This window comes from Bacillus sp. SG-1 (assembly GCF_000181495.1).
In the GTDB taxonomy this organism is placed as follows: domain Bacteria; phylum Bacillota; class Bacilli; order Bacillales; family Bacillaceae_B; genus Rossellomorea.
In genome coordinates, this window is sequence record NZ_ABCF01000015.1 from 1 (window position 1) to 17,697 (window position 17,697).

14 protein-coding genes are annotated in these 17,697 nt (G+C 41.8%); 13 read left to right on the forward strand and 1 reads right to left on the reverse strand.

All coding sequences use genetic code 11. The annotated features are described in order from the left end of the window. Nucleotides 1-145: 145 nt before the first annotated feature. The 9 genes from BSG1_RS09390 to BSG1_RS09430 all read left to right on the forward strand — a co-directional run bounded on the left by BSG1_RS09390 (nt 146) and on the right by BSG1_RS09430 (nt 12,553). Nucleotides 146-1,156, forward strand: coding sequence for a tetratricopeptide repeat protein (locus tag BSG1_RS09390; protein ID WP_006836773.1), 1,011 nt, complete (start codon nt 146-148; stop codon nt 1,154-1,156). A 186-nt stretch (nt 1,157-1,342) separates the two neighbouring features. Continuing rightward, nucleotides 1,343-2,626: a trigger factor gene (gene tig, locus BSG1_RS09395; RefSeq protein ID WP_006836774.1), complete on the forward strand. Its 1,284-nt coding sequence runs from the start codon at nt 1,343-1,345 to the stop codon at nt 2,624-2,626. 281 nt (nt 2,627-2,907) lie between these two features. Continuing rightward, entirely contained in the window at nt 2,908-4,182 is a 1,275-nt protein-coding gene (gene clpX / locus BSG1_RS09400) for an ATP-dependent protease ATP-binding subunit ClpX (RefSeq protein ID WP_006836775.1), read from the forward strand. Nucleotides 4,183-4,874: 692 nt separating this feature from the next. Further along, entirely contained in the window at nt 4,875-6,536 is a 1,662-nt protein-coding gene (gene lonB / locus BSG1_RS09405) for an ATP-dependent protease LonB (protein WP_006836776.1), read from the forward strand. Between the two features lie 462 nt (nt 6,537-6,998). After that, entirely contained in the window at nt 6,999-9,332 is a 2,334-nt protein-coding gene (gene lon / locus BSG1_RS09410) for an endopeptidase La (protein ID WP_006836777.1), read from the forward strand. Continuing rightward, entirely contained in the window at nt 9,319-9,900 is a 582-nt protein-coding gene (yihA, locus tag BSG1_RS09415; RefSeq protein WP_044022685.1) for a ribosome biogenesis GTP-binding protein YihA/YsxC, read from the forward strand. Before lon ends, yihA begins: the two co-directional genes overlap by 14 nt. Before the next feature lie 302 nt (nt 9,901-10,202). Beyond that, the gene (locus BSG1_RS09420) at nt 10,203-11,003 is read left to right on the forward strand and encodes a transporter substrate-binding domain-containing protein (RefSeq protein ID WP_006836779.1); all 801 of its coding nucleotides are present in this window, start codon (nt 10,203-10,205) and stop codon (nt 11,001-11,003) included. Nucleotides 11,004-11,134: 131 nt separating this feature from the next. Further along, on the forward strand, nt 11,135-11,782 hold the full coding sequence (locus BSG1_RS09425) for an amino acid ABC transporter permease (RefSeq protein ID WP_006836780.1): 648 nt from the start codon (nt 11,135-11,137) through the stop codon (nt 11,780-11,782). A 48-nt stretch (nt 11,783-11,830) separates the two neighbouring features. After that, entirely contained in the window at nt 11,831-12,553 is a 723-nt protein-coding gene (locus BSG1_RS09430) for an amino acid ABC transporter ATP-binding protein (protein ID WP_044022691.1), read from the forward strand. 89 nt (nt 12,554-12,642) lie between these two features. Here the strand turns inward: BSG1_RS09430 and BSG1_RS09435 are convergent, their stop codons facing one another. After that, nucleotides 12,643-13,128, reverse strand: a complete 486-nt coding sequence (locus tag BSG1_RS09435; RefSeq protein ID WP_006836782.1) for a LiaI-LiaF-like domain-containing protein — start codon at nt 13,126-13,128, stop codon at nt 12,643-12,645. 614 nt (nt 13,129-13,742) lie between these two features. On the opposite strand from BSG1_RS09435, the gene hemA reads away from it, so the two are divergent. The 4 genes from hemA to BSG1_RS09455 are packed head-to-tail and all read left to right on the forward strand — an operon-like array spanning nt 13,743 to nt 17,697. Beyond that, nucleotides 13,743-15,098: a glutamyl-tRNA reductase gene (gene hemA, locus BSG1_RS09440; protein WP_006836783.1), complete on the forward strand. Its 1,356-nt coding sequence runs from the start codon at nt 13,743-13,745 to the stop codon at nt 15,096-15,098. A gap of 16 nt (nt 15,099-15,114) precedes the next feature. Continuing rightward, nucleotides 15,115-15,948: a cytochrome c biogenesis protein gene (locus BSG1_RS09445; protein ID WP_006836784.1), complete on the forward strand. Its 834-nt coding sequence runs from the start codon at nt 15,115-15,117 to the stop codon at nt 15,946-15,948. A 16-nt stretch (nt 15,949-15,964) separates the two neighbouring features. After that, complete coding sequence (hemC, locus tag BSG1_RS09450; RefSeq protein ID WP_006836785.1) at nt 15,965-16,897, forward strand: hydroxymethylbilane synthase; 933 nt, start codon at nt 15,965-15,967, stop codon at nt 16,895-16,897. Further along, nucleotides 16,897-17,697: a uroporphyrinogen-III synthase gene (locus BSG1_RS09455; protein WP_006836786.1), complete on the forward strand. Its 801-nt coding sequence runs from the start codon at nt 16,897-16,899 to the stop codon at nt 17,695-17,697. Before hemC ends, BSG1_RS09455 begins: the two co-directional genes overlap by 1 nt.

Genomic DNA, 17,697 nt, shown 5'->3' on the forward strand with positions numbered 1-17,697 from the left:
TTCGCCTTAACTGGATGAAGGGGTTTATTTTTGTATTCTGGAAAGACTGGCTTAATCATCGACAGCAAAACCAGCCCCTGCTTTTTGTTTATTCCGCATAGTTTTGCTAAACTGAAATCAATTAATGATATAGGGCGGTAACGTGATGAATAAAGGTAGCAAAGATAATAAAATCGTTTATTTTCCGCAGTTGAAGGAGAGGCTTTTTGAAAAAGGGATAGATGCGCTTCAAAACAGTCATCTGGACCAGGCTGTGCAATTTTTGGAGCAGGCGTATGAAATGGATCCGGAAGATGGAGAGGTCGGACCTGCCCTGGTCGTGGCTTTATATGAGGGTAAAAAGTATCAGCGCGCGAAAGAGATTTGCAGAGAACTGCTCCTGGAAGGACAAGGAGACTACTTTAAAGTTGTTGAATTATATGTAATGATTCTTATACAGTTAAATGAACATAATGAAGTGGTCAGCACCTTGAGCGCTTTGTTTGATGAGAAGGAAGTCCCTTTTGAAAAAGAAGAGCACTTCGGCAAACTGCTGTCATTCAGCAAAAGGGTGCTTGAAGGAAAAGAGGCTCCTGCTCCTGGGCGTCCTGATGAAGCTCAAGTAACTGAAGAAAAAACAATCCTGGAAGGGAAAGACCTGCAAGAGCAGACCTTTATTTTGGCAGAGCTTGTGAACCGGAATATACGTCCGTATCTTCCAGAACTGTTGACAGCGTTGAAAAATGAAGAAACCCACCCATTCATTGGAACGATGATAGTGAATGTCCTTCGGGAGCATGGCTTCAATGAAGAGGTAGAGGTGAAGAAATTCGGCAAGGTGATGACCTGCATACCTGCAAATCTGGAAGAGGTGTTCCAAACCGAATACTTTACTTCAGTGGCGGAAGGGATTGAGGATCTGGTTGCACAGAGAAACCCTACCTTGCTTCAGCAGGTGAGAGAAACCTTTACCCGTCACAGTTTCCTGCTTTACCCGGGGGAGTTTGAATGGCCTGCGGAGAAGGTATCGATTGCTTATCTCCTTTACGGTCTCCAGCTTTATGGAGAAGATCCTTCAGATATAGGACTGGATGAAGAAAAAACAGATGATGCAGTGATTAAATCTATTGAATCATTTATTCTTGAACTGGAAAAGGTGACCTCCCCGGTGCTGTAAGCAAATATAGGAAACTTGTTTTTACGGCTATGAGTTGAAAGAAGGATTCCATATGTTATAATATAATGGTTGCAATGTGAAGATTTTTCATATTCGAAGGGATAGTGCTTTTGTTACATAGCAAACCTATCTAAATATTTATTTTGTATTAACTATAATCAATTATAGATTGTTGGAGGGAAAAGTATGTCTGCTAAATGGGAAAAGCAAGAAGGGAACCAAGGGGTTCTTACAATTGAGGTAGATGCAGATACAGTAAACAACGGTTTAGACGCTGCATTTAAAAAAGTAGTAAAGCAAGTAAATGTACCTGGATTCCGTAAAGGTAAAATGCCTCGCGGTATGTTTGAAAAACGTTTTGGTGTAGAATCTCTATACCAGGATGCACTTGATGTAATTCTTCCAGAAGCTTATGCAAAAGCTGTTGAAGAAACAGGCATCCAGCCGGTTGATCGTCCGGATATCGATATCGAACAAATGGAAAAAGGCAAAGAGCTTATCTTCAAAGCGACAGTAACTGTTAAGCCTGAAGTTAAACTTGGCGAATACAAAAGTCTTGAAGTAGAGAAAATGGACACAGAAGTTACTTCTGAAGACGTAGAGAACGAATTGAAATCTCTTCAAGAAAAGCAAGCTGAACTTGCTGTTAAAGAAGGCGCAGCAGAAAACGGCGATACAGTCGTAATCGATTTCGAAGGTTTCGTTGATGGAGAAGCGTTCGAAGGCGGTAAAGCTGAAAACTATTCTCTTGAATTAGGTTCTGGTTCTTTCATCCCTGGTTTCGAAGAGCAATTGGTAGGTCTTGAAGCAGGAGCAGAGAAAGAAGTTGAAGTAAGTTTCCCAGAGGAATACCATGCTGCTGAACTTGCTGGCAAGCCTGCAGTTTTCAAGACAAAACTTCATGAGGTTAAAGCAAAAGAACTTCCTGAGCTTGATGATGAGTTCGCGAAGGATGCAGACGAAGAAGTTGAATCTCTTGATCAATTAAGAGAAAAAATCCAAAAGCGTCTTGAAGAATCCAAGAAAAACGAAGCAGATCAAACACTTCGTGACACGCTAGTGGAAAAAGCTTCTGAAAATGCTGAAATGGACATTCCTGATGCAATGGTTGACACTGAAGTTGACCGCATGATGCAGGAGTTCGAACAACGCCTTCAAATGCAAGGAATGAACTTGGATCTTTACTTCCAATTCTCTGGCCAAAAAGAAGAAGATCTTCGCGGTCAAATGAAAGAGGATGCTGCAAAGCGTGTACGCACTAACTTGACTCTTGAAGCTATTGCTGACGCAGAGAACCTTGAAATTTCTGATGAAGAAGCAGAAGAAGAAGTAAACAAACTGGCTGAACAGTACAATATGGCTGCGGACAACATCAAGCAAGCTCTTGGCGGTCTTGATAACTTGAAAGCAGATCTTAAAATCCGCAAAGCTGTAGAAGTTCTTGTGGATAACAGCAAGACTGTTGCATAATAATAACTATAGATACAAGGCGCGAGTTTAATCGTGCCTTGTTTTATAAAATACGAAAAAAACTATTGGTCTTGCCGGCTTACCCTAAAGGGAAACCTTTACAATCAAATTACATAATCACATAATCAGGAATAGGATAGACGTTTTTTGGATAAAGCTTAATAAGCGGGCAGAATATCGTAAGGTCGTTTAATTTCCTTTCCGGACATATAGTATGATAAAATGCAATACATAACTTGAATTTTTGAAACGACATAGCTTTCTATAAGGGGTGAATTTCATTGTTTAAATTTAACGATGAAAAAGGACAGTTGAAATGTTCTTTTTGTGGTAAGACACAAGATCAGGTCCGTAAGCTAGTAGCGGGACCAGGTGTATATATATGTGACGAATGCATCGAGCTTTGTACCGAGATCGTAGAAGAAGAGCTTGGAACAGAAGAAGAAGTTGAGTTTAAAGATGTTCCAAAACCGAAAGAAATCAGGGAAATCCTTGATGAGTACGTTATCGGCCAGGAACAGGCTAAGAAATCATTGGCAGTAGCGGTATATAACCATTACAAACGTATCAATTCAAACAGCAAAGTGGATGATGTTGAACTTTCAAAAAGTAACATTGCCATGATTGGACCTACAGGAAGCGGTAAAACACTTCTTGCCCAGACATTGGCCCGTATTCTGAATGTACCATTTGCTATTGCAGATGCTACATCACTTACAGAAGCGGGATATGTAGGGGAAGATGTTGAAAACATCTTGTTAAAACTGATCCAGGCTGCTGACTATGATGTAGAAAAAGCAGAACGCGGCATCATCTACATCGATGAAATTGATAAAGTAGCCAGAAAATCTGAAAACCCGTCCATCACTAGAGATGTTTCAGGTGAAGGTGTTCAGCAGGCATTGCTGAAGATTCTTGAAGGTACGGTTGCAAGTGTTCCTCCTCAAGGAGGCAGAAAGCATCCTCATCAGGAATTCATCCAGATTGATACTTCCAATATCCTGTTCATCTGCGGTGGAGCGTTTGACGGAATTGAGCAGATTGTCAAGAGACGCCTTGGCCAAAAAGTCATCGGTTTCGGTTCTGATCCTAAGACTGTCAATGTTGACAATGATAAATCTTTACTCGCAAAAGTTGTGCCTGAAGATTTATTGAAATTCGGTTTGATCCCTGAATTCATCGGTCGTCTGCCGGTTATCTCAAGCTTAACGCCTCTTGATGAGGATGCGCTTGTGGAAATCCTGACTAAACCGAAGAATGCCCTGGTCAAACAATACCAAAAAATGCTTGAACTTGATCAGGTTGAATTGGAATTCGAAGAAGATGCACTTAGAGAAATTGCCAACAAAGCAATTGAACGCAAAACCGGTGCCCGCGGTCTGCGTTCCATCATTGAGAGCATCATGCTTGAAGTCATGTTCGATCTTCCTTCAAGAGAAGACATTAAAAAATGTATCATTACACCAGGTACAGTCACAGATAGCGAAGCACCAAAGCTTCTGTTGGAAGACGGTACAATTATTGAAGGTAACGACGAAGAGAAGACATCTGCATAAGAGATATATCATAAAAGGTCCTCCCGGCTATACGCCGGAGAGGACTTTTTTTATAAAGGGGAATAGATCACATTATTTGTACAATAGCTTGAATGAAGGGGATAGTAAGTACACGAGTAGCAGGCGATGAGAGGACAGATGTACCAAGAATGTATCAAAGGGCCGAGAGTAAGTACATAAGTAGTGAGAAAAGAGTGGAGAGATGTATCAAAGAGCCAAGAGTAAGTACATAAGTAGTGAGAAAAGAGTGAAGTGGTGTATCAAGAAGCCGAAAGCAAGTGCATAAGTAGACGAAGAAGAGCGAAGAGATGTATCAAGAAGCCGAGTGTAAGTCATAAGTAGTCGAAGAAGAATGAAGAGATGTAATTAAGCATAGTAAGTACATAAGCCGTGGTAAAACAAAATAAATCTTTACCAAGTAAGGCGTGAAAGTTCAGCAGTTCTAATTGAAATGGGCTTTCTTAAAAAACTTATTGTAATTATCTGCCTTTCTCCGCATATTACTTTTGAAGTCAGCCATCCAAAAGCGAAAACTCTGTTGGTCTACCCGGAAATTATTTCGTTTATTCTCCCGGTTTTGAAAATTCACTACGGAAAACCACACTTCAAATGTGTACCAGAAAAACTTGTTTATTCCGCCAGTCTCGAGGAGATACTAAATTTTACAACAAGTTATTACTGGAGGGAAAGGCATGAGTTGGACAGGAATTGCATTGATCATCCAACTGTTTTTCGGGGTGATTATCGGTTTATATTTTTGGAACTTATTAAAGAGTCAAAGAACGCAAAAGGTTTCGATTGACCGTGAGTCGAAAAAAGAGATGGAACAATTAAGAAAAATGCGATCCATCTCTTTATCTGAGCCGTTGTCGGAGAAAGTAAGACCGCAAAGTTTTGCTGATATCGTCGGGCAGGAGGATGGAATCAAATCATTAAAGGCGGCTCTTTGCGGCCCGAACCCTCAGCATGTCCTCATTTATGGACCACCTGGTGTCGGAAAGACTGCAGCTGCAAGGCTGGTTCTTCAAGAAGCGAAAGACCAGATGAAATCCCCGTTCAGGAAATCCTCTGTCTTTGTAGAATTGGATGCTACAACCGCCAGATTTGATGAAAGAGGGATTGCGGATCCATTAATCGGTTCTGTGCATGACCCCATTTACCAGGGAGCAGGAGCGATGGGACAGGCCGGGATTCCCCAGCCAAAGCAAGGTGCAGTGACCAATGCCCATGGGGGAGTATTATTCATCGATGAGATAGGAGAGCTTCACCCTATACAGATGAACAAATTACTTAAAGTACTTGAAGATCGCAAAGTTTTTTTGGAAAGTGCTTACTATAGTGAAGAAAACACACAAATACCTACTCATATCCACGATATATTCAAAAACGGCCTCCCTGCCGACTTCAGGCTTGTAGGTGCTACAACGAGGACACCAAGTGAAATTCCACCCGCAATACGCTCAAGGTGTATGGAGGTCTTTTTCAGGGAATTGAATAAAGAAGAGGTAATGGAAGTTGCCTTGAATGCTTCTGAAAAAGTGGACATATCCATCAGCCAAGCAGGGGTCGAGCTTCTTGCATCCTATGCCAGAAATGGGAGGGAAGCCGTTAACATGGTGCAGATTGTTGCCGGGCTTGCCATTACGGAGAACAGGCAATCCATTGATGACAAGGATATTGAATGGATGATTCAATCCAGCCAGCTTTCCCCGCGAATGGATCGGAAAATTGATGGAAAACCAGTCATTGGCTTAGTAAACGGACTAGCTGTAACTGGTCCTAATACAGGTTCATTATTGGAGATTGAAGTCACGGTCATCCCTGCAGTTGATAAGGGAAGCGTTAATATAACAGGTATTGTAGAGGAAGAGAGTATCGGTGACAAAGGAAAATCCATCAGAAGAAAGAGCATGGCGAAAGGATCAATTGAGAATGTCCTGACGGTATTGCGCTCCATGGGTGTTCCTGCTGACCAATATGATATCCATGTCAATTTCCCGGGAGGCATACCGGTCGACGGACCATCAGCGGGAATTGCGATGGCTACAGGAATCTATTCAGCAATTTACCGAATCCCCGTAAAATCTGACATCGCTTTAACGGGAGAAATCAGTATCCATGGTTTTGTCAAACCGGTTGGAGGCGTATACCCTAAAGTGAAGGCAGCTAAATTGGCTGGAGCTAAATCTGCTATCATTCCATATGAAAATATGGGGGCTCTTCTCCAGGAAATAGAGGGAATAGAAGTGAAGCCGGTAAAACACCTGCAAGAGGTGTTCAACATTGCCCTCGATAAAGAAAAACCGGAGGAAGAGATAGCATTCAATGATAAAGTGAATAAGAAAAGCGTATAATCTCCTGAAGGAATTTTCGGTTTAAGTCATCACCTATAGAGGAAAACGATAAGTGTACCCTAAGCATAATTCATGAAGGAAACAGTTTTTATAGGTAAAATGAGAGGGAGGGGGTACAACAGTCCTCCCTCTTATATTCGAATAGGTCTATTTGCTTTTATAAAAGGCTGTTTTCGTATAGATTGTTGCTTTTGGAAAAATCCCTAGTGCCGGATTTTTCCCCTGGTACAAGGTTTTTTCTCTCTGAACAGGGAGAGCAGCTCTTTTCTTCCTGCCTTACCAGGATATATCGTGTGAATGATGGCTTTATTTTTCGAAATTCATATTAAATAGAACAAAGTTTGAGAAAAGAGCCTTATAAAAAGCCCCGCCCCTATAAAATGGACACTTATTTATAAATAAGATAGAATTGTACAAAGACTTATCAGAAGCAAAAGGGCAAGAATATTTGGAGGTGTATTTATGGCAAAACAAAAAGAATTAACTCTTCCCCTCCTTCCATTAAGAGGTTTGCTTGTTTATCCAACTATGGTCCTTCATTTAGATGTCGGACGTGACCGGTCAGTACAGGCGCTTGAAAAAGCAATGGTGGATGACCAATATATATTTCTGACTACCCAAAAGGATATGAATATAGATGAACCAGGCGTTGACGATTTTTATAAAATGGGGACGCTGACAAAGGTTAAACAGATGCTTAAGCTTCCTAATGGAACGATCCGGGTGCTCGTGGAAGGTATTCAGAGAGCTGAAGTAAGTAACTTTACTAATGAAGAAAAGTTTTATGAAGTTAACATTTTCACACATGAAGACAGTGATGAAAAAGAATCGGAAACAGAAGCGCTAATGAGGACGCTTTTGAATTACTTCGAACAATACATAAAGCTTTCCAAAAAGGTATCTGCTGAAACGTATTCAACCGTATCAGATATAGACGAACCTGGAAGGCTTGCTGATATTGTCGCATCCCACCTTCCTTTAAAGATGAAGGAAAAACAAAATGTCCTTGAAACGCTGGATATTAAAGAACGGCTTCAGCTTGTGATTCAAACGATCAACAATGAAAAAGAAGTATTGAATCTGGAGAAAAAAATCGGGCAGCGTGTCAAACGTTCAATGGAGCGCACTCAAAAAGAATATTACTTGAGAGAGCAAATGAAGGCTATCCAGAAGGAACTTGGCGACAAAGAAGGAAAGACTGGCGAAATTGAAGAGTTGACCAAGCGAATTGCCGAAGCAGAGATGCCGGAATCGGTTGAGAAAACGGTGTTAAAAGAACTGGGAAGATATGAAAAAGTCCCGACAAGTTCTGCTGAAAGCTCTGTCATCAGGAACTATATCGAGTGGCTTATTTCTCTTCCATGGTCTGCACAGACAGAGGATGACCTTGATATTAAAAAGGCAGAGGAAATCCTTAACCGCGAGCATTTTGGGCTTGAAAAGGTAAAGGAACGTGTGCTGGAATATCTGGCTGTCCAAAAACTGACGCAATCCTTAAGAGGTCCAATTCTTTGCCTTGCAGGACCTCCTGGTGTCGGTAAAACAAGTCTCGCTAAATCTGTGGCGGAATCCCTTGGAAGAAATTTTGTCCGCGTTTCACTCGGCGGTGTGCGTGATGAATCGGAAATCCGCGGCCATAGACGTACTTATGTAGGGGCGATGCCGGGCCGAGTTATCCAAGGTATGAAGAAAGCGGGAACCATCAACCCGGTTTTCCTTCTGGATGAAATTGATAAGATGTCCAGCGATTTCAGGGGAGATCCTTCCTCTGCTATGCTGGAAGTATTGGATCCTGAACAAAATTCCAACTTCAGTGATCATTACATTGAGGAAACATATGATCTATCAAAGGTCATGTTCCTTGCCACGGCAAACGATCTTTCTACGATTCCGGGGCCTTTGCGTGACCGTATGGAGATTATTACAATTGCCGGTTATACAGAACTTGAAAAGATTAACATCGCTAAGAACCATCTCCTGCCAAAACAAATCAAAGAGAACGGCCTAACCAAATCTCAGCTTCAAGTAAGGGAAGACGCTCTTGAAGCAGTTGTCCGTTATTATACAAGAGAAGCCGGTGTCAGGGGATTGGAGCGGCAGCTGGCAACTTTATGCCGTAAAACAGCGAAAGTCATCGTCTCAGGAGAGAAAAAGAAAGTCATCATTACAGAAAAGAATATTGAAGAATTCCTGGGAAAGAAGAAATTCCGTTATGGCCAGGCAGAATCAGAAAATCAGGTAGGTGTTGCTACCGGATTAGCTTATACCTCTGTAGGGGGAGACACCTTGCAGATAGAAGTATCTCTTTCTCCGGGTAAAGGCAAGCTGGTTTTAACAGGTAAACTCGGTGATGTAATGAAAGAATCCGCTCAAGCTGCTTTCAGTTATGTTAGGTCAAAAGCAAATGAGCTGAAACTTGAAGAAAATTTCCACGAAAAATATGACATCCATATACATGTTCCAGAAGGGGCAGTGCCTAAGGACGGTCCTTCAGCCGGTATTACTATCGCAACTGCCCTTGTGTCAGCCTTGACCGGGCGGGAAATAAAGCGTGAAATTGGTATGACTGGAGAAATCACACTAAGAGGGCGTGTCCTTCCTATTGGCGGGCTGAAGGAAAAGACGCTAAGTGCACATCGTGCGGGACTTACAACCATCATTCTTCCGATTGACAATGAAAAGGATATTGATGATATCCCTGAAAGTGTCAGAAAGGATCTAAAGTTTGTACCGGTTTCCCATATAGAAGAAGTATTAGAAACAGCTTTAGTAGGTGAGAGAAGTGAAAGTAAATAATGTAGAACTTGTAATAAGTGCTGTAAGGCCAGAGCAGTATCCGGGAGAATTTTTGCCGGAGTTTGCTCTGGCAGGCCGCTCCAACGTCGGGAAATCGTCGTTTATCAACCGGATGATCGGACGTAAAAGCATGGCAAGGATATCATCCAGACCAGGAAAGACGCAGACTCTAAACTTTTATAAAATTGAAGAGAGTTTGTATTTTGTCGATGTTCCCGGTTATGGGTTTGCCAAAGTATCCAAAAAAGAACGTGAAGCATGGGGAAGAATGATCGAAACCTATATCACAATGAGAGAACAGTTGAAAGCTGTGATTCAAATTGTGGACTTGCGTCATCCCCCTACTGAGGATGACATTATGATGTATGATTTCTTGAAGCATAATGGCATCCCATGTGTCATTATCGCCACAAAGGCTGATAAGATTCCGAAAGGGAAATGGCAAAAGCACTTGAAAGTCACGAAAGAGGCGCTTGATATTGAAGAGGGAGATGAGATCATCCTCTTTTCATCAGAAACAGGCTTAGGCAAGGACCAGGTGTGGGCGGCGCTTAATTCAAGACGATAGGTATTTAAAAGGGATATCCATAGTGGATATCTCTTTTTTTAATGCAATTAATAAGTAATTCCAATATTATCAATTGAATTACTTTTCTGATGTTTGGAACATATCGAAGCAGGGAAAGGAAAAGTAAGGATTTATGGGCAAATGAATGTATTTAAAAGGAATAGAGTGGCTTGCTTGACCTAAGGCCTGTATTCACTTGAATTTACAGACTTATCATTAAATTTGAATTTTGTGAATTATACATTAGTTTGCTACCATAATATCTAGGGTCTAAAAAAGATTAGAGGGGGAACTAAAGAAAAATGAAAAAATTATTTAGTTTTGCAGCATTATCATTATCAGCCGTTTTAATTTCGGGCTGCGGTACCAGTGAGACTGGTTCTGGAAGTGCATCAGACAGCGGGTTGGACTTAGTTGATGAAGGAAAGTTTACATATGCAGCATCCGGTGAATTCAAACCGTTCAGTGTTACCAGCGGAGATGGAACAATGACAGGATTTGATATCGAAGTAGCTGAGGCAGTTGCAAAAGAACTGGGCCTCGATCCGGAACAGAAGAAATTCAAGTTCGCGGGTATTGTTGAAGGTGTTCAGGCAGGCCGTTTTGATGCAGCAGTAGCCAGCCATACAATTACAGATGAGCGGGCTGAGAAAGTAGATTTCTCCACACCATACTATTACTCAGGTCCACAAATATTTGTTCGTCCTGACAGTGATGTAGAAACACTGGAAGATCTAGAAGGTATGGAAATTGCTGTTTCAAAAGGATCTACCTATGCAGATACAGCGAGTGAAGTAACGGAAAATATCAAGACATATGACAGTGATGTCGTTGCCCTTGAAGCTTTGAGCAAAGGAAAGCATGATGCTGTCATCACTGACTTTGTCACTGGTAAAGAAGCCATCGGTGCGGGACTTGAAATCGATACCAGGGAATTGCTCGGACGCAGTGAACAGGCGATAGCTGTTGCTCAAGATAATGATGAGCTTCTGGAAGCGATTAACGAAGCTTTGGAAACACTTAGAGAAAACGGAACACTGGAAGAAATCAGTAAAAAATATTTCGGAGAAGACATTACAACTGACCCTGAGGGAGAAGAATAAACATCATCAAATTTAGGGCGGATGTGCACTTTTTTTGCGCATTCGCTTTTTCTATCCGTAAATATCTAAACCTCATGCAGCAACGCCGCAAGGTAAGTGGCTGGAAAAAATAAGACACAGGAGGGAATAGGGTGAACTTTTTTGAAACATTCACAGGTACCATTGATGTTTTCCTGAAAGGGATGCTGTTAACATTTGAGCTGACAGTGGTATCCGTATTTATTGCTATATTCATAGGTTTATTTTTTGCATTTTTGAAGATTTCCAAGATGAAAGTTCTTGAAATCATTGCTGATATCTACATATTCGTAGTGCGTGGTACACCGTTGATCGTCCAGATATTCATCTTCTACTTTGGACTGACAGCTCTTCAGATTTCCGGCTTCTGGTCGGTAGTGCTGGGACTTGCTTTCCATAATGGGGCATACATTGCGGAAATCTTCAGAGGTACAATCCAGTCAATCGATAAAGGGCAGATGGAAGCGGGCCGCTCCCTGGGGATGTCCAATGGATTGACGATGAGAAGAATCATTCTTCCGCAGGCATTCCGAAGAGCGCTTCCGCCGCTTGGTAACCAATTTATCATTGCACTGAAGGATTCTTCGCTTGCCTCCTTCATCGGCATGTACGAGCTCTTCAGTGTGGCAACAACACTCGGATCTAACAATTTCGATTACATGACATATTTATTGATTGTAGCCGTTTATTATCTAGTGTTGGTTCTGTTCTTCTCAGTGATTGTAAACTTTGTAGAAAAACGTATGTCTTTAAGTGACTAATGAAACTGACTTCCAAAACAAGTGGAGGGATATAATTTGACCCAGGAAATGATTAAAGTAGAAAAACTGAATAAATCCTTTGGTGATCTTCATGTGTTAAAGGATATAGATATTAATGTAAAAGAAAGTGATGTAGTTTGTCTTATAGGAGCGAGTGGTTCCGGAAAAAGCACACTGCTCCGATGCTTGAACTTCCTTGAGATTAAAGATAGCGGAAAGATCATTATCGAGGGAGAAGAAGTGAACAGGGGTACTCATGATTTAAATGAAGTCAGGGCAAAAGTGGGAATGGTTTTTCAGCATTTCTATCTTTTTCCTCATAAAACTGTGTTGGAAAATGTCATGGAAGCACCTGTACAAGTGAAGAAGATTTCCAAGGTGAAGGCCAAAGAAGAAGCAATGGAACTCTTGAGCAAAGTCGGTTTGAAGGAAAAAGCGGATGTATATCCTTCCAAGTTATCCGGAGGTCAAAAACAGCGTGTTGCAATCGCAAGGGCTCTCGCTATGAAACCGGATATTATGCTGTTTGATGAACCGACCTCAGCCCTCGATCCGGAACTGGTAGGGGAAGTTCTATCCACGATGAAAGAACTGGCTCTTGAAGGAATGACAATGGTAGTCGTTACTCATGAAATGGGATTTGCCCGTGAAGTGGCTGATTGGGTTGTCTACATGCATGACGGCCGGATCGTTGAGGTTGGACCTCCAGAGGAACTGTTCGGGAATCCCAAGGAGCAGAGGACAAAAGAATTTCTCGATTCCATATTATAAGACTCTTTTCTTTAACTTTGCTATTTAACCATCTAAACGAAAACAGCCTATTATAAACGACAAAACAGGAACCGAAGCCGGTTCCTGTTTTATTTTTTCTTGATAAATAATAGATAGACGCCAATCAAGACGATGATAAGCGGCCAGAAGTCACGAATGACATTCACTCCGCCCTGCAGAAGGCCAAGCCACATTAAAACTTTATCATAAAACAAAAGAATAATAGCTAGAATAAGAAATAGGACTCCTTGAAACAGACCGCTGCCTGTTTTCTGATACCTAAGCAGAAAGCCGAGTGAAATAATCAGAATGAAGGTCCCTATATGATCCGGCCAGATGGCAACCTTATTTACAATGTGGAAATGCAAGCCGAATCCGGTGAGGATGGTACCAGGCAGGATGGATTCGTAATCCCTGCCTTTATACCCTTGAGCAAGGAAGGCGGCACCAACAATGATCAGCAGTGTCGGCCATGTATAAAACTCCCTGAATAACATAATGTTCGATTGCTGAAGGTAAAAATAGATGCCGAACCCTATTAATATCATACCTGGAAAAAGTCGTTGTCCTTTCATAATTGCCTCCGATTTGTATACTTGAATATTGGGTTTGTATTTGTTAATCTAACATAGGAAACTATGTCGAAAAGAATATATTTATGTAAGTCTTTATATAAATGTCTGAAAACGGGTATACAACGTATATGAAATATGGCACGTGCGGATATACAACTGGCTATCCGGGGCTGCGTTTCTTAGCATAGGATGTCAATGAGCCGTCCTCATCTGTTGTAAGAATCAACGCCTGTCGGACCTGAAAGAGCCGTCTTTACACTTAATGGTATCCGGTATCAGCGGCTAGGCCCTCGAGTCGTTATGTTTCAACAGCCAAGGGCAAAGAGCGTCCTCATCTGGTGGCCCATCAGCGCTTGTCGGGCCTGAGAGAGCCGCTTCTACACTTAATGGTATCCGGTGCAGACGGCTAGGTCCTCGGGTCGTTATGTTTCAACAGCCAAGGGCAAAAAGCGCCCTTATCTGTTGAAAGCATCAACGCCTGTCAGATCTGAAAGAGCCGTCTTTACACTTAATGGTACCACAGGTTTCATCTTATGTTCACATTTATTTAAATGGGATATTTGTCGGACATGTTATACTAGAGTTAATGATTATTTGGGGGTGTCATTTCTGTCATGCACATTATTACAGTCGGTATAAATTACAAAACGGCCCCTGTCGAGATTCGTGAACGTTTATCTTTTAATGAAGCAGACCTGCAAAGAGCGATGGAAACGCTTAAGGGGAAAAAGAGTATCCTTGAGAATGTGATCGTTTCTACATGTAACAGGACGGAAGTATATGCGGTCGTAGATCAGCTTCATACAGGTCGTTATTATATTAAGGAATTTTTATCCCAATGGTTTGATATTGATAAAGAGGAGTTTACTCCTTATTTGTTTATATATGAGCAGGATGGTGCTGTTGAGCACTTATTTAATGTAACATGCGGCTTGAATTCCATGGTTGTCGGGGAAACACAGATACTTGGCCAAATTAGGTCGAGCTTTTTATCTGCCCAGGAATCAGGTACAACCGGCACTGTTTTCAATCATCTTTTCAAACAAGCCATTACACTGGCAAAGAAAGCCCATTCAGAAACAGAAATAGGTTCTAATGCGGTTTCTGTCAGCTATGCTGCAGTAGAACTCGCGAAGAAAATCTTTGGTGATTTAAGCGGGAAGCATGTGCTGATCTTTGGGGCCGGTAAAATGGGAGAGTTGGCGATCAAGAACTTGCATGGCAGCGGTGCTACTAAAGTGACGGTCATCAACCGTACGTTTGAAAAAGCTGTTTCTTTGGCAGATAAGTTCAAGGGAAACGCCAAAACATTGCAGGAACTTCAATGTGCACTGGTTGAAGCTGACATCTTGATTAGTTCGACAGGTGCCAAAGAATATGTGATCACAAAAGATCAAATGGTCGAAGTGGAACGCATGAGGAAAGGGCGTCCATTGTTCATGGTGGATATTGCTGTTCCCAGGGATATCGATCCTGCCATCGAAAGTCTGGAAAGTGCATTTTTATATGACATCGATGACTTGGAAGGCATTGTCCAATCGAATATGGCTGAAAGACAGAAAGCAGCAGAGTCCATTGGCATCATGATTGAAGCGGAAATTGTCGCTTTCAAAGAATGGCTCAATATGCTTGGAGTCGTGCCGGTTATTTCTGCTCTTAGAGAAAAAGCCTTAGTGATTCAGGGACAGACAATGGAGAGCATTGAACGCAAGATGCCTGATTTGACTGAGCGTGAGCGCAAAGTCTTAAACAAACATACAAAAAGTATCATCAATCAGTTATTGAAAGATCCCATTCTCCAGGTGAAAGAATTGGCAGCACTGCCTGACGGTCAGGAGAAGCTGGACTTATTCATTAAGATTTTCAACATCGAGGAACAATTGCAGACAGAGGCAGAAGCACTTGAGAGCAAGGGGAAAGAAAAGACAGGAGTTGCAGCAGCTAAACTCCAGCCTTCTTTTCAACAATAAGTGAGGTTAAAAGTCGATGTTTGAACAAACAATGACGAGGCTGCATGAACTGATGATTGTTCTGTATGCTATCAGTATTCTATTTTATTTTATTGATTTCTTAAACAAAAACCGGAAGGCAAATGCGTTTGCCTTCTGGCTACTTGCGATTGTTTGGGTTCTTCAAACAATCTTTTTGTTTCTTTATATGATGCGTACAGGCAGATTCCCGGTCCTCACCATTTTTGAAGGGCTTTATTTTTATGCATGGGTACTTATTACTTTATCTCTTGCGATCAACAGAGTCCTCCGGGTGGACTTCACGGTATTCTTTACAAATATTCTCGGGTTCATCATTATGGCCATACATACATTTGCGCCTGTACAAGTTGAATCCAATGCAATGGCAGAGCAGCTTGTTTCGGAATTGCTGCTGATTCATATTACCATGGCGATTCTTTCATACGGGGCTTTTTCGTTGTCCTTTGTGTTCTCTCTGCTCTACTTGTTACAATATAAGCTTCTCAAAGAGAAAAAGTGGGGACCGAGGTTATGGCGGATCAGTGATTTGTCGAAACTGGAAAAAGGGGCATATATCTTAAATGCCATCGGGGTGGCGATGCTCCTGTTGAGTCTGATTCTCGGCCTTCAGTGGGCGTTTATCAAACTGCCTGACTTTCTATGGTACGACCCGAAAATCATTGGTTCATTCATATTGCTGATCATTTACAGTGTATTTTTATATTTACGAGTACGGAAAGAGGTTTATGGCAAGAATCTGGCATTGTTAAACGTAGGAGCTTTTCTGGTAATCTTGATCAACTTCCTGCTTGTCAGCCGTTTGTCTTCATTCCATTTCTGGTATTCATAAGCTTAGGAGGTTCGTAATGCGAAAAATAATAGTAGGTTCACGTCGAAGCAAGCTTGCATTAACACAAACGAATTGGGTCATCAGCCAATTGAAAGAATTGGATTCTTCGTTTGAGTTCGAAGTAAAGGAAATCGTTACAAAAGGCGATCAAATCCTTGATGTGACTTTGTCCAAAGTCGGGGGAAAAGGGTTGTTTGTAAAGGAAATTGAGCAAGCGATGCTCGATAAGGAAATTGATATGGCCGTGCATAGTATGAAAGATATGCCGGCAGAATTGCCTGAAGGCTTGTGCATTGGCTGTATCCCGGAAAGAGAGGACCATCGTGATGCCTTTATTTCCAAGGATCATGTGAAGCTTGCTGATCTTCCTGCAGGAGCGATCATCGGTACAAGCAGTTTGAGAAGAGGTGCCCAAATCCTTGCTCAGCGTCCTGATTTGGAAATCAAGTGGATCCGTGGCAATATTGATACGCGGTTGGGGAAACTTGAGACTGAGGACTATGATGCAATCATTTTAGCAGCAGCAGGATTGTCACGCATGGGCTGGACTTCGAATGTGGTAACGGAATTCCTGGATCCCGAAGTTTGTGTACCTGCAGTAGGGCAAGGAGCACTGTCGATTGAGTGCCGCGAAGATGATGAAGAGCTTCTTGGTTTGCTAGGCAAGTTTGCATCAGACCAAGTAACGAAGACGGTTACAGCTGAAAGGACCTTCCTTCATAAAATGGAAGGAGGCTGCCAAGTTCCAATCGCAGGATATGCTGAACTGCTTCAGGAGGAAGATGTTAAACTGACGGTGCTGGTCGCTTCTCCAGACGGGAAAGATATCTATAAAGAGACTGTTACAGGCTCTGATCCTGTACAAGTTGGTGAAGAAGCTGCAGCACTGCTGACAGAAAGAGGAGCTAAGGCCCTTATTGATAAGGTCAAAGAGGAGCTTGATCAGTAATGGATTCCTCTTTACCGCTTTCAGGTAGAGAAATTCTCGTTACACGGGAAGAAAAGGCGGCGAAAGGGATAGCGGATGTTATCAAGCAGTATGGGGGCATCCCCCATATTGTCCCGCTAATCTCTTTCAGGCCTTATGAAGATGAAAAAGAAAGTACATATTTAGAAAAATTGAAATCCTATGATTGGATTTTTTTTACTAGCAAAAACGGCGTTCACTTCTTTTTCCAAAAATTGAAGGAACATAATCTCTCAATTGTGGGCAGCCCTACTAAATTCGCTGCTGTAGGGGAGAAAACGTGTAGAGCCATGAAGAGCCATGGCATACAAGTGGATTTTGTTCCTAAATTATATTCGGGTTTTGATTTTGCGAAGGAGTTTGTCCATTCGTTTCCGCAAGCAGGCCGTGTCCTTCTTTCTAAAGGTAACTTGGCGAAAGATACCATTTCGTCCTATTTTACTGAGAGAAGCATGCCGATTGATGAGTGGATTACTTATGAAACTTTTTTTCCGGATGCTATTGAAAAAAGATTGAGTAGCTTATTGCAAGAAAAGAAGCTTTCTGCCGTAACGTTTACCAGTCCTTCAACTGTCAGGGGATTTATGAAGATTGTCAATGATAATGGATTGCATGAAGCAATGAATGGCCTGGCTGTCGTTTGTATCGGCCCTGTAACAAGAGAGGCTGCCTGCAGATATGGTTTGACTGTACAAGTCGTCCCTGAAAGGTATACAGTTGAAGATATGATAGACGACTTAGCTAACTATTTTATCTCTTTGAAAGAGAATAGGGAGGAATAA

Excerpts from the sequence above, each read along its gene's own strand:
- lon (WP_006836777.1), top strand. The coding sequence starts at position 6,999 with ATGGCAAAACAAAAAGAATTAACTCTTCCCCTCCTTCCATTAAGAGGT.
- BSG1_RS09445 (WP_006836784.1), top strand. The coding sequence starts at position 15,115 with ATGTTTGAACAAACAATGACGAGGCTGCATGAACTGATGATTGTTCTG.
- BSG1_RS09390 (WP_006836773.1), top strand. The coding sequence starts at position 146 with ATGAATAAAGGTAGCAAAGATAATAAAATCGTTTATTTTCCGCAGTTG.
- hemC (WP_006836785.1), top strand. The coding sequence starts at position 15,965 with ATGCGAAAAATAATAGTAGGTTCACGTCGAAGCAAGCTTGCATTAACA.
- tig (WP_006836774.1), top strand. The coding sequence starts at position 1,343 with ATGTCTGCTAAATGGGAAAAGCAAGAAGGGAACCAAGGGGTTCTTACA.
- hemA (WP_006836783.1), top strand. The coding sequence starts at position 13,743 with ATGCACATTATTACAGTCGGTATAAATTACAAAACGGCCCCTGTCGAG.
- BSG1_RS09455 (WP_006836786.1), top strand. The coding sequence starts at position 16,897 with ATGGATTCCTCTTTACCGCTTTCAGGTAGAGAAATTCTCGTTACACGG.
- lonB (WP_006836776.1), top strand. The coding sequence starts at position 4,875 with ATGAGTTGGACAGGAATTGCATTGATCATCCAACTGTTTTTCGGGGTG.
- BSG1_RS09430 (WP_044022691.1), top strand. The coding sequence starts at position 11,831 with ATGATTAAAGTAGAAAAACTGAATAAATCCTTTGGTGATCTTCATGTG.
- BSG1_RS09420 (WP_006836779.1), top strand. The coding sequence starts at position 10,203 with ATGAAAAAATTATTTAGTTTTGCAGCATTATCATTATCAGCCGTTTTA.
- BSG1_RS09435 (WP_006836782.1), bottom strand. The coding sequence starts at position 13,128 with ATGAAAGGACAACGACTTTTTCCAGGTATGATATTAATAGGGTTCGGC.